At 71.5% G+C, this 21,735-nt stretch carries 21 protein-coding genes and 2 tRNA genes; 13 read left to right on the forward strand and 10 right to left on the reverse strand.

The genetic code is table 11. The features are described from left to right. Nucleotides 1–10 precede the first annotated feature (10 nt). Entirely contained in the window at nt 11–691 is a 681-nt protein-coding gene (locus ABZ567_RS08530; protein WP_360785988.1) for an AIM24 family protein, read from the forward strand. Between the two features lie 20 nt (nt 692–711). Next, the gene (locus tag ABZ567_RS08535; RefSeq protein ID WP_360785989.1) at nt 712–1,467 is read left to right on the forward strand and encodes an AIM24 family protein; all 756 of its coding nucleotides are present in this window, start codon (nt 712–714) and stop codon (nt 1,465–1,467) included. A 60-nt stretch (nt 1,468–1,527) separates the two neighbouring features. Here the strand turns inward: ABZ567_RS08535 and ABZ567_RS08540 are convergent, their stop codons facing one another. Together ABZ567_RS08540 and ABZ567_RS08545 are read right to left on the reverse strand one after the other, a co-directional pair. After that, nucleotides 1,528–2,049 (reverse strand): NUDIX hydrolase, encoded by a 522-nt coding sequence (locus ABZ567_RS08540; protein ID WP_360785991.1) that lies wholly within the window; start codon nt 2,047–2,049, stop codon nt 1,528–1,530. Continuing rightward, a complete protein-coding gene (locus ABZ567_RS08545; RefSeq protein WP_360785993.1) occupies nt 2,046–3,491 on the reverse strand; it encodes a zinc-dependent metalloprotease in 1,446 nt (481 codons plus the stop codon). The genes ABZ567_RS08540 and ABZ567_RS08545 overlap by 4 nt, the downstream gene beginning before the upstream one ends. 205 nt (nt 3,492–3,696) lie before the next feature. Here ABZ567_RS08545 and ABZ567_RS08550 point away from each other — a divergent pair, with 205 nt between their 5' ends. From ABZ567_RS08550 to ABZ567_RS08565, 4 genes are all read left to right on the forward strand, one after another. After that, nucleotides 3,697–4,806, forward strand: a complete 1,110-nt coding sequence (locus ABZ567_RS08550; protein ID WP_360785994.1) for an SDR family oxidoreductase — start codon at nt 3,697–3,699, stop codon at nt 4,804–4,806. A 123-nt stretch (nt 4,807–4,929) separates the two neighbouring features. Further along, entirely contained in the window at nt 4,930–5,391 is a 462-nt protein-coding gene (locus tag ABZ567_RS08555; protein WP_360785996.1) for a molybdenum cofactor biosynthesis protein MoaE, read from the forward strand. 251 nt (nt 5,392–5,642) lie between these two features. Further along, complete coding sequence (locus ABZ567_RS08560; protein WP_360785997.1) at nt 5,643–5,873, forward strand: hypothetical protein; 231 nt, start codon at nt 5,643–5,645, stop codon at nt 5,871–5,873. 67 nt (nt 5,874–5,940) lie between these two features. After that, nucleotides 5,941–7,029 (forward strand): PDZ domain-containing protein, encoded by a 1,089-nt coding sequence (locus ABZ567_RS08565; RefSeq protein WP_360785999.1) that lies wholly within the window; start codon nt 5,941–5,943, stop codon nt 7,027–7,029. A 65-nt stretch (nt 7,030–7,094) separates the two neighbouring features. Here the strand turns inward: ABZ567_RS08565 and ABZ567_RS08570 are convergent, their stop codons facing one another. Next, a complete protein-coding gene (locus ABZ567_RS08570) occupies nt 7,095–7,646 on the reverse strand; it encodes a PPA1309 family protein (protein ID WP_360786001.1) in 552 nt (183 codons plus the stop codon). 135 nt (nt 7,647–7,781) lie between these two features. Between ABZ567_RS08570 and ABZ567_RS08575 the strand changes: the two genes are divergently transcribed. From ABZ567_RS08575 to ABZ567_RS08590, 4 genes are all read left to right on the forward strand, one after another. Beyond that, a complete protein-coding gene (locus ABZ567_RS08575) occupies nt 7,782–10,679 on the forward strand; it encodes a UPF0182 family protein (RefSeq protein ID WP_360786003.1) in 2,898 nt (965 codons plus the stop codon). Nucleotides 10,680–10,724: 45 nt separating this feature from the next. Beyond that, nucleotides 10,725–10,798: transfer RNA gene (locus tag ABZ567_RS08580), tRNA-Met, on the forward strand. A 205-nt stretch (nt 10,799–11,003) separates the two neighbouring features. Then, nucleotides 11,004–12,974 carry a tetratricopeptide repeat protein gene (locus ABZ567_RS08585; RefSeq protein ID WP_360786004.1) on the forward strand — a complete coding sequence of 657 codons (1,971 nt, stop codon included), beginning with the start codon at nt 11,004–11,006 and terminating at the stop codon, nt 12,972–12,974. Between the two features lie 47 nt (nt 12,975–13,021). After that, a tRNA-Met gene (locus ABZ567_RS08590) sits at nt 13,022–13,095 on the forward strand. A 150-nt stretch (nt 13,096–13,245) separates the two neighbouring features. Here ABZ567_RS08590 and ABZ567_RS08595 read toward each other — a convergent pair. Beyond that, nucleotides 13,246–13,665 (reverse strand): Fur family transcriptional regulator, encoded by a 420-nt coding sequence (locus ABZ567_RS08595; protein WP_360786006.1) that lies wholly within the window; start codon nt 13,663–13,665, stop codon nt 13,246–13,248. Nucleotides 13,666–13,811: 146 nt separating this feature from the next. Here ABZ567_RS08595 and ABZ567_RS08600 point away from each other — a divergent pair, with 146 nt between their 5' ends. Further along, the gene (locus tag ABZ567_RS08600) at nt 13,812–15,281 is read left to right on the forward strand and encodes a catalase (RefSeq protein ID WP_360786008.1); all 1,470 of its coding nucleotides are present in this window, start codon (nt 13,812–13,814) and stop codon (nt 15,279–15,281) included. 76 nt (nt 15,282–15,357) lie between these two features. Here ABZ567_RS08600 and ABZ567_RS08605 read toward each other — a convergent pair whose 3' ends face one another. After that, nucleotides 15,358–15,744: a CBS domain-containing protein gene (locus ABZ567_RS08605; RefSeq protein WP_360786010.1), complete on the reverse strand. Its 387-nt coding sequence runs from the start codon at nt 15,742–15,744 to the stop codon at nt 15,358–15,360. A gap of 172 nt (nt 15,745–15,916) precedes the next feature. Beyond that, nucleotides 15,917–16,726, reverse strand: a complete 810-nt coding sequence (hisN, locus tag ABZ567_RS08610) for a histidinol-phosphatase (protein WP_360786011.1) — start codon at nt 16,724–16,726, stop codon at nt 15,917–15,919. 116 nt (nt 16,727–16,842) lie between these two features. Between hisN and ABZ567_RS08615 the strand changes: the two genes are divergently transcribed. Further along, nucleotides 16,843–17,496: a helix-turn-helix domain-containing protein gene (locus tag ABZ567_RS08615; protein WP_360786013.1), complete on the forward strand. Its 654-nt coding sequence runs from the start codon at nt 16,843–16,845 to the stop codon at nt 17,494–17,496. Here ABZ567_RS08615 and ABZ567_RS08620 read toward each other — a convergent pair. The 4 genes from ABZ567_RS08620 to ABZ567_RS08635 form a co-directional block, all read right to left on the reverse strand. Next, a complete protein-coding gene (locus ABZ567_RS08620) occupies nt 17,388–17,711 on the reverse strand; it encodes a multidrug efflux SMR transporter (RefSeq protein ID WP_360786015.1) in 324 nt (107 codons plus the stop codon). The genes ABZ567_RS08615 and ABZ567_RS08620 overlap by 109 nt on opposite strands. A gap of 93 nt (nt 17,712–17,804) precedes the next feature. Next, nucleotides 17,805–18,818, reverse strand: coding sequence for a ribosome small subunit-dependent GTPase A (rsgA, locus tag ABZ567_RS08625; RefSeq protein WP_360786017.1), 1,014 nt, complete (start codon nt 18,816–18,818; stop codon nt 17,805–17,807). A gap of 3 nt (nt 18,819–18,821) precedes the next feature. Continuing rightward, on the reverse strand, nt 18,822–20,153 hold the full coding sequence (gene aroA, locus ABZ567_RS08630; protein WP_360786019.1) for a 3-phosphoshikimate 1-carboxyvinyltransferase: 1,332 nt from the start codon (nt 20,151–20,153) through the stop codon (nt 18,822–18,824). A 21-nt stretch (nt 20,154–20,174) separates the two neighbouring features. Then, nucleotides 20,175–20,858 (reverse strand): M50 family metallopeptidase, encoded by a 684-nt coding sequence (locus ABZ567_RS08635; protein WP_360786021.1) that lies wholly within the window; start codon nt 20,856–20,858, stop codon nt 20,175–20,177. A gap of 48 nt (nt 20,859–20,906) precedes the next feature. Between ABZ567_RS08635 and ABZ567_RS08640 the strand changes: the two genes are divergently transcribed. Continuing rightward, the gene (locus ABZ567_RS08640; protein ID WP_360786022.1) at nt 20,907–21,722 is read left to right on the forward strand and encodes an SOS response-associated peptidase; all 816 of its coding nucleotides are present in this window, start codon (nt 20,907–20,909) and stop codon (nt 21,720–21,722) included. Nucleotides 21,723–21,735: the final 13 nt, after the last annotated feature.

The following is a 21,735-nucleotide window of genomic DNA, read 5'->3' on the forward strand; positions in this document are numbered from 1 at the left end:
GCCCGAAGTCATGAACCAGCAACTCGCGGGCTACGCCCCGACCCCCGTCGCGGCCCGGATGGAGAACCACGGCCGCACCATGCTCCAGGTGGCCATGGCCTCCGGCCAGGACCTCTACGCCCGGACCGGCTCGATGGTCTCCTACGAGGGGTACATCACCTACGAGCCCAATCCGCCCGCCGCCCGCCAGGTCGCCCAGCAGTGGGTCACCGGCGAGGGCGCGCCGATCATGAAGTGCTCCGGCGACGGACTGCTCTACCTCGCCGACTACGGCGCCGACGTCGTCGTGATCAACCTGCAGAACGACTCGCTCTCGGTCAACGGCACCAACCTCCTCGCCTTCGACGCCCACCTCCAGTGGGGCGTCGAGAAGGTCAAGGGCCTCGCCAAGTTCGCCGGCCAGGGCCTGTTCAACGTGGAGATCTCGGGCACCGGCTGGGTCGCGCTGACCTCGCGCGGCACGCCGATCGTGGTCGACTGCGGCCGTGGCGACGACGAGACCTATGTCGACCCGGACGCGCTCGTCGCCTGGTCGCCGTCGCTCAAGGTCAAGGGCAAGCGCAGCTTCAAGGCGTCCTCCCTGATCGGGCGGGGCAGCGGCGAGGCATACCAGATGGCCTTCTCGGGCCAGGGCATCGTCGTCGTACAGCCGAGCGAGGACAGCACCGACCGCCTGCGGGTCCGGGGCTGAGGGGAAGCGAGAAACACACCATGCAGAGCCCGCTTTTCAACCACGCCGAACAGCAGAGCCAGGAGCGATACGTCCTCCAGAACCCGCAGCTCCTGCGGGTCAGCCTCACCGGCCAGGACGACGTCCTCGCCCGCAAGGGCGCCATGGTGGCGTACCAGGGGCTCGTCGACTTCGACGGCGAGTACAAGACCCCGAGCCAGCGGCGGGCCCAGGCCCGCACCGGCGAGGGCCTCGACCTGATGCGCTGCTCCGGCCAGGGCACGGTCTACTTCGCCAACCTCGCCCAGTACGTCCACGTCGTGGAGGTCGAGCAGGAGGGTCTGACCGTCGACAGCGCCTACGTCCTGGCGCTCGACTCGACCCTCAACACCGAGGTCATCGCCGTCGACAGCCAGTACGGCATCTCCGGCTCCGGCAAGTACCAGCTCAACATCTCCGGCCGTGGCAAGGTCGCCCTGATGACCTCGGGGCAGCCCCTGATGATGCACGTCACGCCCGACAAGTACGTCAGTGTCGACGCGGACGCGATCGTCGCCTGGTCCACCGGGCTGCGCGTCCAGATGCAGGCGCAGACGCACAACTCCAGCATTCGCCGCCGTCGCGGGGACACGGGCGAGGGCTGGGAGCTCAGCTTCCTCGGCCAGGGCTTCGCGCTCGTCCAGCCCAGCGAGGTCATGCCCCCGCAGCACGCGGCCATCGGGCAGGGCGTCGCCGCCCAGTTCGGCGCGGGACAGCACGGCGCCCACGCCCAGAACCAGAACAACGCCTGGAACTGAGCGCCGGAACGGGATGAGGGGCGGTCGCGTCGGCGGCCGCCCCTTCCCCGTGTCCCGCTGCTACAGGCGGGCGAGCGTGCCCTCCAGGAGACGGACCACGGACACGTCCGCCACGCCCGCCACCTCCTCGTACGCGAACCAGCGCAGGTCCAGCGACTCCTCGCTGATCGCCTCCACCGCGTCGGCCGGCGCGAGCGCCGCGTACTGCACGTCCAGGTGCCAGTGGCAGGGCGCCGGGATCGGATGCCGGTCGAGCCGCACCGGACCGCCCGGCAGCAGGCTCAGGCCCCCGATCCCCGACTCCTCCGTCGCCTCCCGCAGCGCGGCCGCCTCCACCGTCGCGTCGCCCGGCTCGCAGTGGCCGCCCATCTGCAGCCACATGCCCAGCTTCCGGTGCAGGGTGAGGAGCACCCGGCCCCGCGCCGGGTCGACCACCAGCGCGCTGCTGGTGAGATGACCGGCCCCGCACGGCTTGTACATGCCGTCGGGATGCGCGCCCAGATGGTCCAGGTAGAGCTGTCGCAGCTCCTCCTGGTCCCCGTACTCCTTCAGTACGAGGACCGCGTCGTCGTGCAGGCTCACTCCTTGCCGTCCCCGTCCCCGTCCTCCGGGGCGTCGCCCTTCGCCGCCTCGCCGAGCATCTTGTCCAGCTCGGAGAAGTCCAGGTGCTCGCGGTGCACGAAACCGTCGGGGTCGTCCAGGTCGGTCGCCGTCGGCAGCATGTCCGGGTGCTCCCACAGACCGTCCCGGCCGTCGACCCCGCGCGCGTCCGTGAGCGAGGCCCACAGGCGCGCCGCGTCCCTCAGCCGCCGCGGACGCAGCTCCAGACCGATCAGGGTCGCGAACGTCTGCTCGGCGGGGCCGCCCGAGGCCCGACGCCGCCGCAGCGTCTCCCGCAGCGCGTCCGCCGAGGTCAGCCGCGACTTGGCGGCCTCGTGGACCACCGCGTCCACCCAGCCCTCGACCAGGGCGAGCGCCGTCTCCAGACGGGCCAGCGCCGCCTTCTGCTGCGGGGTGTCCTCCGGCTGGAACATGCCCTGCTGGAGCGCCTCCTGAAGCTGCTCCGGCTGCGTCGGGTCGAGCTGACCCACCGCCTCCTCCAGCTTCGAGGTGTCGACCGTGATCCCGCGCGCGTACCCCTCGACCGCGCCGAACAGGTGCGCCCGCAGCCACGGCACGTGCGCGAAGAGACGCTGGTGAGCGGCCTCGCGCAGAGCCAGGTAGAGCCGCACCTCGTCCGAGGGCACGCCCAGGTCCTTGCCGAAGGCCTCGATGTTCAACGGGAGCAGCGCGGCCCGGTTGGCCGGGCCGAGCGGAAGTCCCACGTCGGTCGAACCGACGACCTCACCCGCGAGCGCGCCCACGGCCTGCCCGATCTGCTGGCCGAACATGGCGCCGCCCATGGAGCGCATCATGCCGATCAGCGGGCCGGCCATGGCCTGCATCTCCTCCGGCAGGACATCGCCCATCGCCGCGCCGACCCGCTCCGCGACCGGATCCACCAGCTGCTGCCACGCGGGCAGGGTCGCCTCGACCCACTCGGCGCGGCTCCACGCCACCGCCGTGTTCGCCCCGGAGGGCAGCGAGGTGACCTGGTCCAGCCACAGGTCGGCGAGCCGCACGGCCTCCTCGACCGCGGACTTCTCCGCCGGGCCCACACTGGCGTCCTTGGTGCCGTCGGCGGTGCCCTGGGCCACGACCTGGCGCGCGATCTGCTTGGCCATGTCCCAGTTCACGGGACCGCCCTCGTAGCTCAGCATCTGGCCGAGCTGCTGGAAGGCGGCACCCAGGTCGTTGGGGTTCAGCGAGCCGAACATCGCCGCGAACGGATTGTCCGCTCCGCCCTGACCGCCCAGACCGCCCATGCCGGGCAGCCCGCCGAAACCGAACGGGTTCGCCCCGAACGGGTTCCCGGGCTGGCCACCGGACCCCTGGCCACCTCCGGCGGGGTCCTTCTTCTTGCCCTCGTCGCCGTTCTCCGGCTCCTCCGGCGGAAGGCCGAATCCGAATGGGGTGTCACTCACAGGTTTCCTCGGCTCGTAGGGCCGCCGGCCTCTGCCGACGGCGACTGCCCGTTACACACCACCAGCGTAGGTGCTGTCCCGCCGGACAACCGGGCCGGAAACGGGCTCGGTGCTCCGCCGGGCCGTGCCCTGCGGCAGGATGGACGCCACCTGGTCCGTACGCGTCATGCGTGTACGTACTGAAGACAACCGCTGGAGACGCCCGGTGAGTTCCCCAGACCCTCAGATTCGCGGAGCGCGAAACCACTCAACCCGGTCCGCCGCGCGCGGCCCCGTCGTCGCGGTCACCGGCGCCGCGTCCGGGGTCGGTGACCTGCTGACCAGACGCCTGGCCGCCTCCGACGAGATCAAGAAGATCATCGCCATCGACGAACGCCGGGGCGATGTCGCCGAGGCGCACTGGCACATCCTCGACGTGCGCGATCCGGCCATCGCCGAGAAGCTGCGCGGTGCCGACGTGGTCGTGCACCTCGCCGTCGATCTCGACCTGGAGACCGACCCCGCCGCCCGGACGGCCTACAACGTGCGCGGTACGCAGACCGTGCTGACGGCAGCGGCGGCGGCCGGCGTCCACCGGGTGGTGCTGTGCACCTCCGCGATGGTCTACGGCGCCCTGCCCGACAACGACATCCCGCTCTCCGAGGACGCCGAGCTCAGGGCCACCGCGGAGGCCACCGGCGTCGGCGACATGCTGGAGATCGAGCGCCTCGGCCGCCGGGCACCCCGCGCGCACCCCGGCCTCCACGTGACCGTCGTCCGCCCGGCCGTCCTCGTCGGCGGTACGGACACGGCCCTGACCCGCTACTTCGAGTCGCCCCGGCTGCTCGTCGTCGCCGGGTCCCGGCCCACCTGGCAGTTCTGCCACGTCGACGACCTGGTCAGCGCCCTGGAGTACGCGGCCCTCGAGAAGGTCGAAGGGGAGTTCGTGGTCGGCTGCGAGGGCTGGCTGGAACAGGAGGAGGTCGAGGAGCTCTCCGGGATCCGCCGCATGGAGCTGCCCTCCGCCGTCGCCCTCGGCGCGGCGGCCCGCCTCCACCGCATCGGGCTCACCCCGTCCCCTGCGGGCGACCTCGCGTACACGATGCACCCCTGGGTGGTGAGCGTGGGACGGCTGCACGACGCCGGCTGGCGGCCGAAGTGGACGAACGAGGAGGTCCTCACGGCGCTCCTCGACGAGGTCCAGGGCCGTCATACGGTCGTCGGCCGCCGTCTGGGCCGCAAGGACGCCACGGCGGCCGGTGCGGCGGGCGCGACGGTGGCGCTGCTCGGCACGGCGGCGCTCGTCCGCCAGATGCGGAAGCGGCGCGGGATCTGACCGACGCCGGAGCCTCTCGGGCCCCGTCCCGGCGGCCGTCTGTAGGACCCTCCTACCGCGGCCGCCGACCGCCGGTCGAAACCGCTATTCCGGGATCCCGCGCGCGTACGGCACGATGGGTCCATGGCACCGACGTCTGACCATCCCGGCGAGCAGGCCGCCGCCGATCCGATCAAGCTTCTCGCGATCCGCGAGACCCCGCTCTCCGTCGACGAGGTCTTCCGCGCGGTCGGGGACGACGCCTCGGGCGGCACGACGCTCTTCGTCGGCACCGTGCGCAACCACGACGGCGGCGCCGACGTCGACGCGCTGGGCTACTCCTGCCACCCCACGGCCGAGGCGGAGCTGCGCCGGGTCGCGGAGAAGGTCGTCGCCGACTATCCGGTGCGGGCGCTCGCCGCCGTGCACCGGGTGGGCGATCTCCGCGTGGGCGACCTCGCGGTCGTCGTGGCCGTCTCCTGCCCGCACCGCGGAGAGGCCTTCGAGGCCTGCCGCAAGCTCATCGACGACCTCAAGCACGAGGTCCCCATCTGGAAGCACCAGACCTTCTCGGACGGCACCGAGGAGTGGGTCGGCGCCTGCTGAGGCTTCACCCCCGGCTGGGGGTCCCCCCGGCCGGAGGCTGGGGGAGGGTCGGCGCCTGCTGAGGCTTCACCCCCGGCCGGGGCGCCTGCTGAGCCTCAGCGCCAGGGGTGCGACGCACTCCCCATGCGCAAGGCGACCCGCCGACACCCCGTAGCCGAACGCCCGATTTGCGTAACCGGCCCCCACGCGCGAGCGTTGACCTCACGGATGAGACAGTCTGCTGATCAACTCACTGGGGACGGGAGGTCGAGATGGCAGCACTGGCCTGGTTGCTGATTCCGCTTTTCGCAGTCGTCGGCGCGGCGATATGGGGAAGCTGGGCGTCGAGGAACAAGACGATAGGTGACGTGGCCGAACTCGCCGGCTACGCCCGTTTCCGGGACGCCATGGAACGCTCCCACCTCACGACCCCCGATTCCGCTCCGCACGAGCGTGAACCGGCCGCCGCGGCCGGTGGGGTCACCACCTCGCCGTCGAGCTGACTCCGGCCCTCCTCGTACGGCCCCGCCCCACGGGTGCGCCTGTGGACGAGTCCCGTACTGTCGTTCCATGCCACGCCGCACCGCGACGATGCTCGCCTCCACCCTGGTCCTGATCTGCCTGCTCATCGCCGGCGTTCTGATCCCGGTGCCGTACGCGGAGATGAGCCCGGGCCCCACGGTCAACACCCTCGGCGAGGCCAGGGGAGAGCCCGTGCTGCACATCGCGGGACGAAAGACCTACCCGACCGACGGGCACCTCAACATGACGACGGTCCGGGTCACCAGCGCGGACTACAGGATGAACGCCGTCGAGGCCGTCTACGGCTGGCTGGCCCACGACAACGTGGTGGTGCCGCACGACACGCTCTACCCGGACGGCAAGACCGAGGAGCAGTCGAGCCAGGAGAACGCCGAGGAGTTCACCCAGTCCCAGGAGAGCGCCAAGGTGGCCGCGCTCAAGGAGCTGGGGATCCCGGTGGTCTCCCGGGTCGTCGTCGGCACCGTGATCAAGGGCTCGCCCTCCGAGGGCAGGCTGCACGCCGGGGACGTGATCAAGGCCGTCGACGGTGTGCCGATCGCCGCCCAGGCCGATGTCGCCAAGCAGGTCGTCAAGCGGAAGCCGGGCCAGGACGTGGTGTTCACCGTCGTCCCCGCCAAGGAGGCGGCCGCCGCAGAGAAGGCCCGCAAGGAGCCGACCGTCACCCGGAAGGTCGTCATCACGACCACGACGTCCGAGGAGGGCGACCGGGCCGTCGTCGGCATCCAGGCCGGCACCGACCACGTCTTCCCGTTCACGATCGACATCAACCTGGCCGACGTCGGAGGCCCCAGCGCCGGGCTGATGTTCGCCCTCGGCATCGTCGACAAGCTCACCCCCGACAGCCTCACCGGCGGCCGGTTCGTCGCCGGGACCGGCACCATCGACGACGCGGGCGCGGTCGGCCCGATCGGCGGCATCGGGATGAAGCTGGTCGGCGCGCGGAACGCCGGCGCGGAGTACTTCCTCACCCCTGCCGACAACTGCGAGACCGCCGCGTCCGACATCCCCGAGGGCCTGACCCTCATCAAGGTGGACACCATCGACGACGCCACGAAGTCAATGGAGAAGCTCCGCAAGGGCGACACGAAGTCCCTGCCGAGCTGCTCGAAGAGCTGAGCGGCGATACGCCGATGGGGCGCCCGGTCGACGGACCGGGCGCCCCATCGGCGTATCGCCGTGTCTCAGGACTCGAAGGTCGCGGCCAGTGCCTCGGCGAGGCCCGGCACCAGGTCGGGGCCCGTGAGGACCTCGGTCGCGGTGTCCTTCTCGCGCAGCCGGATCGCGGCCTCGCGGGCGCCGCCGCGCAGCACCGCCACCGTCATCCGTACCTCCTGTCGGTCCGGGTGGGCGGCGACCCACTTGGCGAGCTGCTTCTCGCCGAGGCCCTGCGGGACCTGGGCCTCGGCGGACGGGGGCAGCATGAGCCGTTCCACCGTCATGGCGCAGCCGGCCACGGCGTCGGGCCAGGCGATCGTGCCGAGGAAGTCGTCGAGGGGCTTTCCGCGCGGCAGCTTGTCCTGCTCGATCGGGGTGTAGGCGGTGGCATCGTCACCCAGGCCCAGCTGGGAGGCGAGCGCGGGTTCCTTGGCGCGCAGGCGCGCGGTGTCGACCAGGGCGAAGAGGCGGGCCGGCTGGTTCCAGCCGAGGCCCGCCGCGTACTCGTCGATCTCGAGCACCGCGCGGGTGAGGGGGCTCGCGGCCATCGCCGGGCCGGGGGGGGAAACGTTGGACATGACGAACATCCTGCCTCCTCTTCCCCGGAACACGGGAACTAGGTAAAGCCTCAGTAAGTTGCACCAGTGGGCTCTACGATCGCGGGGCCTGCTTTCAGACGCATCAACACCGAGGGGCGCACGTTGGCTTTCCAGATGCCGGACCGCGGCGGAGGCCCGACCGGGCCAAGGATGAGAGTCGGCCGGCCGTCCCGGCGGGCCCGTACCCTGCTCATGACACTCGGCGTGCTGGCCGTCCTCGCCATGGCGTTCGTGATGTTCGCCGGGTTCTGGACGGACTGGCTGTGGTACCGCTCGGTCGAGTACTCGTCCGTGTTCACCACCACGCTGTGGACCAAGATCGGCCTGTTCGCGGTCTTCGGCCTGCTGATGGGGCTCGCCGTCGGCGTGAACATCTGGCTGGCGTACCGGCTGCGGCCGCCGCTCAGCGCGATGTCGCTGGAGCAGCAGAGCCTCGACCGGTACCGGATGGGCCTCGCCCCGTTCAAGAAGTGGGTGCTGATCGCGGTCACGGCCCTGGTGGCGCTGATCGCCGGCGCCTCCGCCTCCGGCCAGTGGCGCACCTGGCTGATGTGGGTCAACGGGGTGAAGTTCGGCCAGAAGGACCCGCAGTTCGGGCTCGACGTGTCGTTCTTCGCCTTCGACCTGCCCTGGTACCGCTTCCTGCTCGCCTTCGGCTTCGCCGCCGCCGTCCTGTCGCTGATCGCCGCCGCGCTCACGCACTACCTGTACGGCGGGCTGCGGGTCACGAGTCCGGGGGCGCGGGCCACCGCCGCCGCCACCGGGCACCTCTCGGTGCTGCTCGGCGTGTTCGTGTCGCTGAAGGCCGTGGCGTACTGGCTCGACCGGTACGGCCTGGCGGTGAAGTCCAGCGACTTCAAGGCCACCGGCAACTGGACCGGCCTGCGGTACGTCGACGCCAACGCGTACCTGCCGGCGAAGACCATCCTGTTCTGCATCGCCGCGATCTGCGCCGTGCTGTTCTTCGCGACGCTCTGGCGCCGCACCTGGCAGCTGCCGGTGATCGGCTTCGGCCTGATGGTGCTCTCCGCGGTCCTGATCGGCGGCCTCTACCCGGCCATCGTGCAGAAGTTCCAGGTCCAGCCGAACGAGCAGGCCAAGGAAGCGCCGTACATCCAGAAGAACATCGACGCGACCCGCAAGGCGTACGCGATCGACGGGACGAAGCTCGAGAACTACTCGGGCAAGTCGACGGTGAAGGCCAAGGACCGGCTGCGGTCGGACGCCGACTCGGCGGCCAGCTACCGCGTCCTCGACCCGAACATCGTGTCGCCGACGTTCCAGCAGCTGGAGCAGAAGCGGAAGTACTACCAGTTCCCGACGACCCTGGACGTGGACCGCTACGCGGGCAAGGACACCGTCGTCGGTCTGCGCGAGCTCAACATCAAGGGCATCCCGAAGCGCAACTGGATCAACGACCACTTCACGTACACCCACGGCTACGGCGCGATCATGGCCTCGGGCACGCAGACGGACGCCAACGGCTCTCCGGTCTTCACCGAGGCCGGTCTGCCGACCACGGGGACGCTCGGCACGTACCAGCAGCGGATCTACTACGGCGAGAAGACCGACCAGTACTCGATCGTGGGCGGCCCGCAGAAGGAGCTGGACTACGAGGAGAACGGCGAGAAGAGCACCAGCTACGAGGGCAGGAGCGGGGTCAACCTCTCCAGCACCTTCAACCGCGCCGCGTACGCGGTGGCCTTCAGCGAGCCGCAGATCCTCTACTCGGGGGCCATCGGCGAGGGTTCGCGGATCCTCTACAACCGCACCCCCAAGCAGCGCGTCGAGGCCGTCGCGCCCTGGCTGACCATCGACGGTGACGCGTACCCGGCGGTCGTGGACGGCAGGATCCAGTGGATCATCGACGCCTACACGACGACCAACGGCTACCCGTACGCCTCGCGCACCACGCTCGGCGACACCACGGCGGACTCGCTGACCGTCGGCAACCAGCAGCGCGCGGTCGTCGCCCAGCAGAACCAGGTCAACTACATCCGCAACTCGGTGAAGGCCACCGTCGACGCGTACGACGGCTCGGTCACCCTCTACGAGTGGGACACCCAGGACCCGGTCCTCAAGACCTGGATGAAGGCGTTCCCCGACACGGTCAAGCCGAAGTCCGAGATCAAGGGCGACCTGCTCGACCACCTGCGCTACCCGCAGGACATGTTCAAGGTCCAGCGCGAGCTGCTGACCCGCTATCACGTCACCGACCCCGCGCAGTTCTACAGCGGCTCGGACGCCTGGCAGGTGCCGGACGACCCGACCAACAAGGAGGGCAACGCGGTCCCGCCGTACTACCTGAGCATGAAGATGCCCGGGGACGCGGCGCAGCGCTTCTCGCTGACGACGACGTTCACGCCGAACGGGCGGCCCAACCTGGGCGGCTTCATGGCGGTCGACGCCGACGCCACCAGCAAGGAGTACGGCCGGCTGAGACTGCTGCGGGTCACCGAGGACGTGCCGGGCCCGGCCCAGGTGCAGAGCAAGCTCAACGGCCTGCCCTCGGTCGCCACGTTCGTCCGGGACATGAAGGGCGCCGACTCCGACATCCAGTACGGCAACCTGCTGACCGTCCCGCTCGACGGCGGCTTCCTGTACGTGGAGCCGGTGTACGCCCAGGGACGCAACGCGCTCTACCCGCTCCTGAAGAAGGTCGCGGTGTCGTACGTGGACGCGGACCAGCCGAACGGTGACACGACCAAGGACACCACGGTGTTCGAGGACAGCCTCACCGAGGCGCTCAACGCGGTCTTCGGGGTGGACGCGCCGACCACGCCGCCCACCACGCCCACGAACCCGCCGGGCACCACCGAGCCGCCGGTGACGAACGACGCCGCCCTGAAGCGGGCGATCGCCGACGCGCAGAAGGCGTACGACGCCGGGCAGACGGCTCTGCAGAAGGGCGACTGGACCGCGTACGGCAAGGCCCAGGACGACCTCCAGACGGCCCTCCAGCGGGCCGCGGAAGCCGGAGCGAAGCTCAAGTCGACGGGATCAAGCGGCTGACCTGAGGTTTTCCACCCCGCGCCCGTGATACGGTTGGTTTACCGACGCGGGGTGGAGCAGCTCGGTAGCTCGCTGGGCTCATAACCCAGAGGTCGCAGGTTCAAATCCTGTCCCCGCTACTCAGAGGACGAGGGCCCGGATCCATAAGGATCCGGGCCCTCGTCGTGTGTCGGCGTGCATGGGGGGCTCGAAGAGCGGTAGGGAAGGGGCGAGTTGGCGTGAGTCGTGTTTGACTTGTCTCTCTGTGGGCATGTCGACAAAACGCTGAGTGACCTCACTGGCTGCGGGTATACCAGGTGTGCTCGGGTTGCGGGTGGTGCGACGATGGTATTTATGGGGGACAGGGCAACTCTGTTGAAGACAGGGCGGTTTGTGCAGCGGCACGCCAGGAACGCCGCGGACGAGATCATCGAGGCAGTGAAGGCCGTCGATGCGGCCGTCGACACCACCGCCGAGACCGATGCCGACTCCGAGAACGAGACCGAGGTCGAGGCCCGCCACCGGCGGGCCGCCGAGCACGGCGACCTCGCCTCGATGAGCGCGCTCGGCGCGCTGCTGCTGCGCCGCGGTGACCTCGACGGCGCCGAGCCCTATCTGCGAGCCGCCACCGCCGAGGGCGACCGGGCCGCCGCGAACAACCTCGGGGTCCTGCTGCACCAGCGCGGATACGCCGAGGAGGCGGCCGGCTGGTGGCGGGTCGCCGCCGTCGCCGGCTCCGCGCCCGCCGCCCACGCCCTCGGCCGCCACCACCGCGAGCGCGGCGACGAACCGGCCGCCGAGTACTGGCTGCGCCAGGCCGCCGAGCAGGGCCACGCCCTCGGCGCCTACGCCCTCGCCGACCTCCTGGAGCACCGCAGCGACGTCGGCGCCGAGCGCTGGCTGCGCGCCGCCGCCGAGCAGGGGCACCGCGAGGCCGCGTACCGGCTCGCCCTCGCCCTGGAGCGCCGCGCCACCGAGACCACGCTCGGGCCGCACGACACCGGTGCCCGGCTCAGGGTCCCCGGCACGGGCGCCCTCGTGCCCACCGGCGCCGCCGCGACGGGCGCGGAGATCGCCGCCGGGCGTCCTGCCGGCGAGCCCGGGGGAGAGCCGACCGAGGCCGAGCAGTGGTTCCGGCAGGCCGCCGCCCGCGGCCACCGACGGGCCGCGCTGCACCTCGGCGCGATCCTGGAGCAGCGGGGCGAGCTCAAGGAGGCCGGCCGCTGGTACCTCAGCTCCGCCAAGGAGGGCGAGGCCAAGGCCGCCTGCGCGCTCGGCTTCCTGCTCCGCGACGCGGGCGACGAGGAGAGCGCCGCCGTGTGGTGGCTGCGGGCCGCGCAGGACGGCGACGGCAACGCCGCCAACGCGCTGGGCGCGCTGCACGCCGCCCGGGGCGAGCAGCAGACCGCCGAGCGCTGGTACCGGGCCGCCATGGACGCGGGCGACGTGAACGGGGCGTACAACCTCGGGCTGCTCTGCGCCGCCCAGGACCGCATCCCGCAGGCCGAGCAGTGGTACCGGCGCGCCGCCTACGCGGGTCACCGCGAGGCTGCCAACGCGCTCGCCGTGCTGCTCCTCCAGGCCGGCGACGCCAATGGCGCGGAGCCGTGGTTCTCCAAGGCCGCCGAGGCCGGCAGCGTGGACGCCGCGTTCAACCTGGGAATCCTCCACGCGGGCCGGGACGACGACCGTACGGCCCTCGTCTGGTACGAGCGGGCCGCGGCCGCCGGGCACACCGAGGCCGCCCTCCAGGTCGGCATCGCGGCCCTCAGGGACGGCGACGAGCGGACCGCCGAGCGGCACCTGCGGTGCGCGGCAGGCGGTGGCAGCGCCGAGGCCGCCTTCCGGCTCGCCTCGGTCCTCGACGCGCGTCGCCCCGACCCCGGCCCCGCCGTCCTCGGCGCGTCCCGGGAGGAGAAGACCGAGTGCGAGGAGTGGTACGAGCGGGCCGCGCAGCAGGGGCACCGGCGCGCCCAGGTCCGGGTCGGGATGCTCGCCGCCGGGCGCGGCGACCTGGCGGAGGCCGACCGCTGGTACCGCGAGGCGGCGGAGGCGGGCAGCCGTAACGGCGCCTTCAACCTCGGGCTGCTCCTCGCCCGCGAGGGCAGCGAGCGCGAGGCCGCCCTCTGGTGGACCCGGGCCGCCCGGGCGGGCCACGGCCGTGCCGCGCTCCGGCTCGCGCTGCTCGCGGCGCGCCGCGGGGAGCTCACCGAGGGGCGCCGCTGGTGCGCCCGCGCGGTGGAGCTGGGTCCCGCCGAGGTCGCCGAGCGGGCGGCCCGGCTGAGCGAGGCGCTGCACCAGGAGCTCACCGCTTGACGGATTTGCGCTGGTCGGCGGCCGTCCCGTACAGTCAGGTTCACCGACGCGGGGTGGAGCAGCTCGGTAGCTCGCTGGGCTCATAACCCAGAGGTCGCAGGTTCAAATCCTGTCCCCGCTACTCAGTAGCAACGAAGGCCCGGATCCGATGCACTCGGATCCGGGCCTTCGTCGTATGGCGTCGTCGAGTGTCACGGCGGCAGGAGACGGATGTCACGGCATCAGGAGACGGAAGGGCCCCCGCCGGAGCGGGGGCTTTCGCGTGTGTGGCTCAGGCCGTGGTCGCGCAGCTCGGGCAGATGCCCCGGTACGTGACCTCGACGTTGGAGATCGTGAAGCCGAAGCGCTCGGTGTCCGGCAGGTCCGCCATCGGGTCGCCGCCCGGGTGGACGTCCCGTATCGCGCCGCAGCGTCCGCACACCAGGTGCTGGTGCGGCCGGTGGGCGTTGGGGTCGTAGCGCTTGGCGCGTCCGTCGGTCGCCACCTCGATGACCTCACCGAGGGTGACCATCTCGCCCAGCGTGTTGTAGACGGTGGCGCGTGAGATCTCGGGCAGTCGTGTCACTGCGCGCGCGTGGACCTCGTCGGCGGTCAGGTGTACGTGATCTCCGTCGAGGACCTCGGCCACGACACGCCGCTGTGCGGTCATCCGCCAGCCGCGTCCACGCAGTCGTTCCAACAGGTCACTCATGGGGGCCAGCCTAACAGTCAGGGACCGTGATCCCGAACGGGTGTGACTTTGGAAGTTCACTTGACTTAGACAATGTCTATCGTAGGATCTGAACCGGGATCGGCCAAGGGCTTCACCGGCCCGGTCGAAGGACAGGACTCGCAGTAATGACGCAGGAGGCGCACGTGACGCAGGGACCGCTCACTACGGAGGCCGGGGCGCCGGTAGCCGACAACCAGAACAGCGAGACGGCGGGCGTCGGCGGTCCGGTCCTCGTCCAGGACCAGCTCCTCCTGGAGAAGCTCGCCCACTTCAACCGTGAGCGCATCCCGGAGCGCGTCGTCCACGCCCGCGGCGCCGGCGCCTACGGCACCTTCACGGTCACCCGTGACGTCTCGCAGTGGACGCGTGCCGCGTTCCTCTCCGAGGTCGGCAAGGAGACCGAGACCTTCCTGCGCTTCTCCACCGTCGCGGGCAACCTCGGCGCGGCCGACGCGGTCCGCGACCCCCGCGGCTGGGCGCTGAAGTTCTACACCGAAGAGGGCAACTACGACCTCGTCGGCAACAACACCCCGGTGTTCTTCATCAAGGACGCCATCAAGTTCCCCGACTTCATCCACACCCAGAAGCGCGACCCGTACTCGGGCTCGCAGGAGGCGGACAACGTCTGGGACTTCTGGGGCCTCTCCCCGGAGTCGACCCACCAGGTGACCTGGCTCTTCGGTGACCGCGGCATCCCCGCCTCGTACCGCCACATGAACGGCTACGGCTCGCACACGTTCCAGTGGAACAACGAGGCCGGCGAGGTCTTCTGGGTCAAGTACCACTTCAAGACCGACCAGGGCATCAAGAACCTCACCACCGAGGAGGCCGTCCGCCTCTCGGGTGTGGACCCGGACTCGCACCAGCGCGACCTGCGCGAGGCCATCGAGCGCGGCGACTTCCCGACCTGGACCGTGCAGGTCCAGATCATGCCCGCGGCCGACGCGGCGAACTACCGCTTCAACCCGTTCGACCTCACCAAGGTGTGGCCGCACGGGGACTACCCGCCGATCGAGATCGGCAAGCTGGAACTCAACCGCAACCCGGAGAACATCTTCGCCGAGGTCGAGCAGTCCATCTTCAGCCCGGCGCACTTCGTGCCCGGCATCGGCCCGTCCCCGGACAAGATGCTCCAGGGCCGCCTCTTCGCCTACGGCGACGCCCACCGCTACCGCGTCGGCATCAACGCCGACCACCTGCCGGTGAACCGCCCGCACGCCACCGAGGCGCGCACCAACTCCCGTGACGGCTTCCTCTACGACGGCCGTCACAAGGGCACCAAGAACTACGAGCCGAACAGCTTCGGCGGCCCGTTCCAGACGGACCGTCCGCTGTGGCAGCCGGTCCCGGTCGGCGGTGTCACCGGCGACCAGGCGGCGCCGGTCCACTCCGAGGACAACGACTTCGTGCAGGCGGGCAACCTCTACCGTCTGATGTCGGAGGACGAGAAGAGCCGCCTCGTCGAGAACCTGGCGGGCTTCATCGCCAAGGTCTCGCGCGACGACATCGCCGAGCGGGCCATCAACAACTTCCGCCAGGCGGACGGTGACTTCGGCAAGCGGCTGGAGGCCGCGGTCCAGGCCCTGCGCGGCTGACAGCACTTGTCGTAGGGAGAGCGGGCCGGATTTCCGTACGGGATCCGGCCCGCTTTCGCTTGCCAGCAGGCGCGGTTCAGCCGGCGACGCTGTGCACGGGGATCCAGCAGCGGATGATGTCGCGTACGGAGACGATGCCGACGGGCCCCCGGTCGTCGAGGACGACGAGGTGGCGGAAGCCCCCGTGGGTCATGGCCTCGGCGGCCTTCGCCAGAGTCCAGGCGGGGGCGGCGAAGACCACGTCGCGAGTGGTGTGGGAACCCGCGGTCTCCACGTCGGGATCCTGGTCCAGGGCGAGGGAGTTGAGGATGTCGCGCTCGGTGAGGATGCCGAGCCCGGCATCGGAGTCGAGGACGACGGCCGCGCCGACGCGGCGCGCCGACATCAGCCGGGCCGCCTGCCTGAGGGTGTGGGCCGGGCCGATGGTGAGGACCACCGAACTCATGGCGTCGCTGACGAGCATGGACGGAGCCACCTCCTTGGTGAACCGTTCCCGCTCTCGACGAGAAGCCCGGCGCCGGAGACGCCTGAGAAAAGCTTCACAAGTTCACAAGCGGGGGGACTCTCAGAGTGGCACCGGGAGAGGAACCCGACAAGGGGGCGCGCGAGGCGCCCCCGGGGAGCGTCGAGGGCGCTCAGCCCTTCGCGTCCTCCTGGTTGAGGTAGCTCAGCAGCTCACCGTGGAGCAGACCGTTCGACGCCGCGGCGTTGCCGCTGTGCGGACCGTGCCGACCGTCCAGGCCCGTGTACGTGCCGCCCGCCTCCTGCACCACGACCGCCACCGCGGCCATGTCCCACAGCGACAGCTCCGGCTCCGCGCAGATGTCCACGGACCCCTCCGCGACCATCATGTACGGCCAGAAGTCCCCGTACGCCCGGGTCCGCCAGCACGCGCGCGTGAGGTCGAGGAAACCGTCGAGACGCCCCGCCTCCTCCCAGCCGCTCAGCGAGGAGTACGCGAACGAGGCGTCCTCCAGGGAGGCGACCTTCGAGACCCCGATCCGGGTCGCCGAGGCCAGGCTGCGCCCGGTGTACGCGCCCGAGCCCTTCGCCGCCCACCAGCGCCGGCCGAGCGCCGGGGCCGACACCACGCCCACCACCGGCTGGAACCCGGTCTCCCCGGCCTCCATCAGGGCGATCAGGGTCGCCCAGACCGGCACCCCGCGCACGTAGTTCTTCGTACCGTCGATCGGGTCGATCACCCAGCGGCGGGGGCCCGAGCCCTCCACGCCGTACTCCTCGCCCAGGATCGCGTCGCGCGGCCTTGCCCGCTTGAGCTGACCCCGGATCAGCTCCTCGGCCGCCTTGTCGGCCTCGCTGACCGGAGTCATGTCCGGCTTCGTCTCGACCTGCAGGTCGAGCGCCTGGAAACGGTCCATGGTGGCCGCGTCGGCGGCATCCGCGAGGACATGGGCGAGACGCAGATCATCGTGGTAATCGGCCATGGTCGGCACTCTATCTCCGTGCCGTCCCCGGGCGGAGAAGCGCCCACGGGCGCCCTTGACAGGGCGTGAGCCGCTGCCGACGCTGTGCGGACAACCCTTCCCTCCCGGAGGTGCCCATGGCGACCGCCCGCGAGGCCCTGCTCGACGCCGCCCTCGACGCGCTCGCGCACCGGCCCTGGTCCGCCGTGCGGATGGCGGACATCGCCGCGGCCGCCCGGGTCTCCCGCCAGACCCTCTACAACGAGTTCGGCAGCAAGGAGGGGCTCGCCCGCGCCCTGGTGCGGCGGGAGGCCGACACCTACCTCCACGGCGTACGGCGGCTGCTCGCCGTCCCCGCCCCGCCCGAGCGGAACCTGGTCGCCGTCGCCGAGTGGATCGTGGCCAGGGCCGCCGCCCGGCCCGTCCTCAGGGCCCTGCTCACCGGCGCCTGGGACGGACGGCTGCCGGCGCCCCGGCCCGCCAGGTCCGGCGCCCGCCCCGCGGCCGTCCCCGCCCAGCGCCGCGCCGACGAGGGGCCGCCCGCGCCGGGCGAACTGGTCGCGGCGACCGTGGCCTGCGCGGACGAGCGGTGGGCGGTCGGCTGCGAACTCGCCGTCCGGCTCGCTCTCAGCCATGTCGTGGCGCCCGCCGTCCCGTCCAGGGAGGGCCGGAGGGCGGACGGTCAGTGGGAGGAGCCGGAGAGCTGGAGTCCGATCACCCCGAGGATGACCAGGGTGATCGAGACGATCTTGAGCGTGGAGACCAGGTCGCCGAGGAAGACCATGCCGTAGATCGCCGTCCCGGCCGCCCCGATCCCCGTCCACACCGCGTACGCGGGACCCACGTCGAGCTTGCGCAGCGCGAGCGTGAGGAGACCGAAGCTGCCCAGGGCGAAGGTCGCGAAGGCGATCGTCGGCCAGAGCCGGGTGAATCCGTGCGAGAGCTTCAGACAGACCGCGAAACCGGTCTCCAGGATGCCTGCGACCACCACCAGCAGCCACGCCATCGAAAGTGCCTCCCCACGCCGTCGGTGACTGCTTCGTCGCACTCGGTGCGATTATGCACTTACCGGTCACCGTGGGCCGTGAACGCGGACGGCTCAGTCGCCCTCGCGTCGCTCGCGGGTCGAGAGCAGCCGCCGCAGCGACTCCAGGCGCGCCGGATCGGCGTGCCCGTCGGCCGCCCACGCGTCGAGCGCGCAGTCCGGCTCGTCGTGGCTGCACGCGCGCGGGCAGTTCTCCGTACCCGGTACGAGGTCGGGGAAGGCGAGGATCACCCGGGACGGATCCACGTGGTGCAGGCCGAAGGAGCGCACGCCCGGGGTGTCGATGACCCAGCCGCCCTCCTTGTCGTCCAGCGGCAGCGCGAGCGCCGAGGTGGTGGTGTGCCGGCCGCGGCCCGTGACCGCGTTGACCACACCGGTGACCCGCCGTCGGTCCGCCGGCACCAGGGCGTTGACCAGGGTCGTCTTGCCGACGCCGGAGTGCCCCACGAAGGCGGTGGTCCGTCCCTTGAGGTGCTCGTGGACCCGGTCGGCCGCGACGCCGTCCACGAACTCGTCGCGCGTGGTCACCACGTACGGCACACCCAGCGCGCCGTACATGTCGAGGAGCGTGTCCGGCGACGCCAGGTCGGACTTGGTCAGGACGAGCAGCGGGGTCAGGCCGCCGTCGTAAGCGGCGACCAGACAGCGGTCGATCAGCCGGGGGCGCGGCTCCGGGTCGGCCAGCGCGGTGACGATCGCCAGCTGATCGGCGTTGGCCACGACCACCCGCTCGTACGGGTCGTCGTCGTCGGCCGTCCGGCGCAGCACCGAGCTGCGCGTGCCGATCCGCACGATCCGGGCCAGCGTGTCCTTCTCGCCGGACAGGTCCCCGACGATCTCCACCCGGTCACCGACGACGGCGGCCTTGCGGCCCAGCTCGCGCGCCTTCATCGCCGTCACGAACCGGTCGCCGACCAGACACGTGAGCCGGCCCCGGTCGACGGTGAGGACCATGCCCTCGACGGCGTCCTCGTGCTTGGGCCGGATGGTGGTACGGGGACGGGTGCCCTTGCGGTTGGGCCGCTGGCGGATGTCGTCCTCGTCGGTGTTCTTGTTGTAGCGCCGCATGGTTCAGGCCCCGAGCATTTCGGTCCACATCCGCGGGAAGTCCGGCAAGGTCTTCGCCGTCGTCGCCACGTCCTCGATCTCCACGCCCTCGACCGCGAGGCCGATGATCGCGCCCGCCGTCGCCATGCGGTGGTCGTGGTACGTGTGGAAGACACCGCCGTGCAGCGGGCGCGGGCGGATGTGGAGACCGTCCTCGGTCTCGGTCACATCGCCGCCCAGCTCGTTGATCTCCTTGGTGAGCGCCGCGAGCCGGTCCGTCTCGTGCAGCCGGAGATGGGCGACCCCGCGCAGGGTCGACGGGGAGTCGGCGAGGGCGGCGACCGCCGCGATGCCCGGGGTCAGCTCGCCGACCTCGCCGAGGTCCACGTCGATGCCGTGGATCCGGCCCGTACCGGTGAACGTCAGAGCCGCCTCGGTCAGCTCGCAGGAACCACCCATATCGGTGAAGATCTCCCGCAGCGCGTCACCGGGCTGGGTGGTCCGCGCCGGCCAGTCCGGGACCGTCACCCGGCCGCCGGTCACCAGCGCGGCGGCCAGGAACGGCTGGGCGTTCGACAGGTCGGGCTCGACGACCAGGTCCCGGCCGCGCAGCGCGGACGGCGACACCCGCCACACGTCCGGCTCACCGCCGTGCTCCGGCTCGTCGACCTGGGCGCCGACCGCGCGCAGCATGTCGACCGTCATCCGGATGTGCGGCAGCGAGGGAAGCCGCGTGCCCACGTGCCGTACCTCGACGCCCTGGTTGAAGCGGGCCCCGGACAGCAGCAGGGCGCTCACGAACTGGGACGACGAGGAGGCGTCGATCTCGACCGTGCCGCCATCGAGGCCGCCCCCGCCGTGCACGGTCAGCGGCAGCGCGCCCCGGCCGTCGTCGTCGATGTGGGCACCCAGCGCGCGCAGCGCGTCGATCACGCCGTGCAGCGGGCGCTCGTGGGAGCGGGGGTCGCCGTCGAAGCGCACCGGGCCGTCGGCGAGCGCCGCTACCGGGGGCAGGAAGCGCATGACCGTACCGGCGTTGCCGACGTCGACGGCCGCGGGACCCCGCAGCGGCGCCGGGATGATCCGCCAGACCTCACCGGACCCGTCGGGGCCCACGCCCTCCTCGATCCGGGCGCCGAGGGTACGCAGCGCCTCCGCCATCAGCAGGGTGTCCCGGGAGCGCAGGGGGCGCCGCAGCCAGCCGGGCTCGGAGGCCAGGGCGGCGAGGACCAGGGCCCGGTTGGTGACCGACTTCGAGCCGGGCACGATGACGGTCGCGTCGACGGCGCCACGCGCGTACGGAGCGGGCCAGAGGTCGGTGGACGGGTCTGTGTGCGCGGAAGCAGCTGCGGTCATGGAACTCACTGTACGGGGGAGTCAGTAGCCGAGGAGCCAGCGCCCGCCGCCGATCAGGGCGCAGATCGAGACGGCGTGGAAGAAGACCAGCCACACCCCGGCGGGCACATGGGTGAGCCGCGCCAGCTGGTCCGCGTCCGAGTCCCCCGTGCCGCCCTGGCGCCGTTTCGCCTGGAGCTCGAAGGCCGGCCGGACGCCGCCGAGGAGCAGGAACCAGACCACCGCGTAGGCGAAGGCCGACTGGACGTCGGGGCCGGTCAGCCAGGAGACGAGGAGGAAGGTCGCCCCCGTGAGGAGGACGGTGAGGATCCCGTACGCGTTGCGGACCATCACGAGCATCGCGAGGAGCAGCGCCGTCGCGATCCACAGCAGCAGGGTGACCCGGTGGGTGCCGAGCAGCGCGGCACCGCCGAGGCCGAGCAACGGGGCCGCGGGGTAGCCGGCGGCCAGGGTGAGGACCACCCCGACACCGGTCGGGCGGCCCCGGCTCACGGTCAGTCCGCTGGTGTCCGAGTGCAGCCGGATCGCTTCGAGGCGCCGCCCGGTGGCGAGGGCCAGGAGCCCGTGGCCGCCCTCGTGGGCGATGGTGATCGCGTTGCGGGCGAGCAGCCAGAGGCGGCGGGGCACGGTGACGGCGAGGGCGGCGACGCCGGTGGCGATCACCAGCCACTCGGCCGGGGCGGCCTGTGGATCGAAGAGGTCCATGTCTCGGGCCGCTCCTCCGGGGGTCGGGGTCGTGGCAGTCTGGCACGTATGTGCGGACGGTATGCAGCGAGTCGGCGGCCCGAGGACCTCGTCGACGCCTTCGGGATCGAGAAGTGGGAGCCCGAGGAGACCCTGGCCCCCGACTGGAACGTGGCCCCCACCAAAGAGGTCTGGGCCGTTCTGGAGCGTCCTCTGAAAGACACAGAATCGCGGGATCCGGTTCGCCAGCTGCGGGCACTGAAGTGGGGCCTCGTCCCGTCCTGGGCGAAGTCCCCGGAGGGCGCCGCCCGGATGATCAACGCGCGCGCGGAGACCCTGGACGAGAAGCCCTCCTTCAAGCGGGCCTTCGCGGCCCGCCGCTGCATCCTGCCCGCCGACGGCTACTACGAGTGGGTCACCGGCGCGGATGAGCGCGATCTGGAGGTCGAGGGGAAGAAGAAGCGGCCCAGGAAGCAGCCCTACTTCGTCACCCCGGCCGACGGCACGGTCTTCGCGATGGCCGGCCTCTACGAGTTCTGGCGCGACCGGACCCTCCCCGACGCCCACCCCTCCGCGTGGTGGGTGACCTGCTCGGTGATCACCACCGAGGCGGAGACCGGCCCGCTGGGCGTCGCCCCCGCCGAGGGCCCGCACTCGCTCGCCGACATCCACCCCCGGATGCCCCTGATGCTCACGCGGGACCGCTGGGACGCCTGGCTCGATCCGGCGCGCACCGACCCCGAGGAGCTGCGCGGACTGCTCGCCCCGCCCCCCGGCGGCCTGATGCGGGCCTACCCCGTGGCCACCGCCGTCAGCAACGTCCGCAACAACGGACCCGAGCTGCTCGACGAGCTGGAGGGCCCGGAGATCGCCACACTGTTCTGAGCCCCGTTCCCGG

Origin of the sequence: Streptomyces sp. NPDC016459 (assembly GCF_040632845.1) — a bacterium.
Classification (GTDB): Bacteria; Actinomycetota; Actinomycetes; order Streptomycetales; family Streptomycetaceae; genus Streptomyces.

Bases quoted from the DNA above. Each gene is read 5' to 3' on its own strand.
- ABZ567_RS08530 (WP_360785988.1), top strand. From the start codon at position 11: ATGAACCAGCAACTCGCGGGCTACGCCCCGACCCCCGTCGCGGCCCGG.
- ABZ567_RS08535 (WP_360785989.1), top strand. From the start codon at position 712: ATGCAGAGCCCGCTTTTCAACCACGCCGAACAGCAGAGCCAGGAGCGA.
- ABZ567_RS08555 (WP_360785996.1), top strand. From the start codon at position 4,930: ATGGCACCGACGTCTGACCATCCCGGCGAGCAGGCCGCCGCCGATCCG.
- ABZ567_RS08560 (WP_360785997.1), top strand. From the start codon at position 5,643: ATGGCAGCACTGGCCTGGTTGCTGATTCCGCTTTTCGCAGTCGTCGGC.
- ABZ567_RS08565 (WP_360785999.1), top strand. From the start codon at position 5,941: ATGCCACGCCGCACCGCGACGATGCTCGCCTCCACCCTGGTCCTGATC.
- ABZ567_RS08570 (WP_360786001.1), bottom strand. From the start codon at position 7,646: ATGTCCAACGTTTCCCCCCCCGGCCCGGCGATGGCCGCGAGCCCCCTC.
- ABZ567_RS08575 (WP_360786003.1), top strand. From the start codon at position 7,782: ATGCCGGACCGCGGCGGAGGCCCGACCGGGCCAAGGATGAGAGTCGGC.
- ABZ567_RS08585 (WP_360786004.1), top strand. From the start codon at position 11,004: ATGGTATTTATGGGGGACAGGGCAACTCTGTTGAAGACAGGGCGGTTT.
- ABZ567_RS08595 (WP_360786006.1), bottom strand. From the start codon at position 13,665: ATGAGTGACCTGTTGGAACGACTGCGTGGACGCGGCTGGCGGATGACC.
- ABZ567_RS08600 (WP_360786008.1), top strand. From the start codon at position 13,812: ATGACGCAGGAGGCGCACGTGACGCAGGGACCGCTCACTACGGAGGCC.
- ABZ567_RS08605 (WP_360786010.1), bottom strand. From the start codon at position 15,744: ATGCTCGTCAGCGACGCCATGAGTTCGGTGGTCCTCACCATCGGCCCG.
- hisN (WP_360786011.1), bottom strand. From the start codon at position 16,726: ATGGCCGATTACCACGATGATCTGCGTCTCGCCCATGTCCTCGCGGAT.
- ABZ567_RS08615 (WP_360786013.1), top strand. From the start codon at position 16,843: ATGGCGACCGCCCGCGAGGCCCTGCTCGACGCCGCCCTCGACGCGCTC.
- ABZ567_RS08620 (WP_360786015.1), bottom strand. From the start codon at position 17,711: ATGGCGTGGCTGCTGGTGGTGGTCGCAGGCATCCTGGAGACCGGTTTC.
- rsgA (WP_360786017.1), bottom strand. From the start codon at position 18,818: ATGCGGCGCTACAACAAGAACACCGACGAGGACGACATCCGCCAGCGG.
- aroA (WP_360786019.1), bottom strand. From the start codon at position 20,153: ATGACCGCAGCTGCTTCCGCGCACACAGACCCGTCCACCGACCTCTGG.
- ABZ567_RS08635 (WP_360786021.1), bottom strand. From the start codon at position 20,858: ATGGACCTCTTCGATCCACAGGCCGCCCCGGCCGAGTGGCTGGTGATC.
- ABZ567_RS08640 (WP_360786022.1), top strand. From the start codon at position 20,907: ATGTGCGGACGGTATGCAGCGAGTCGGCGGCCCGAGGACCTCGTCGAC.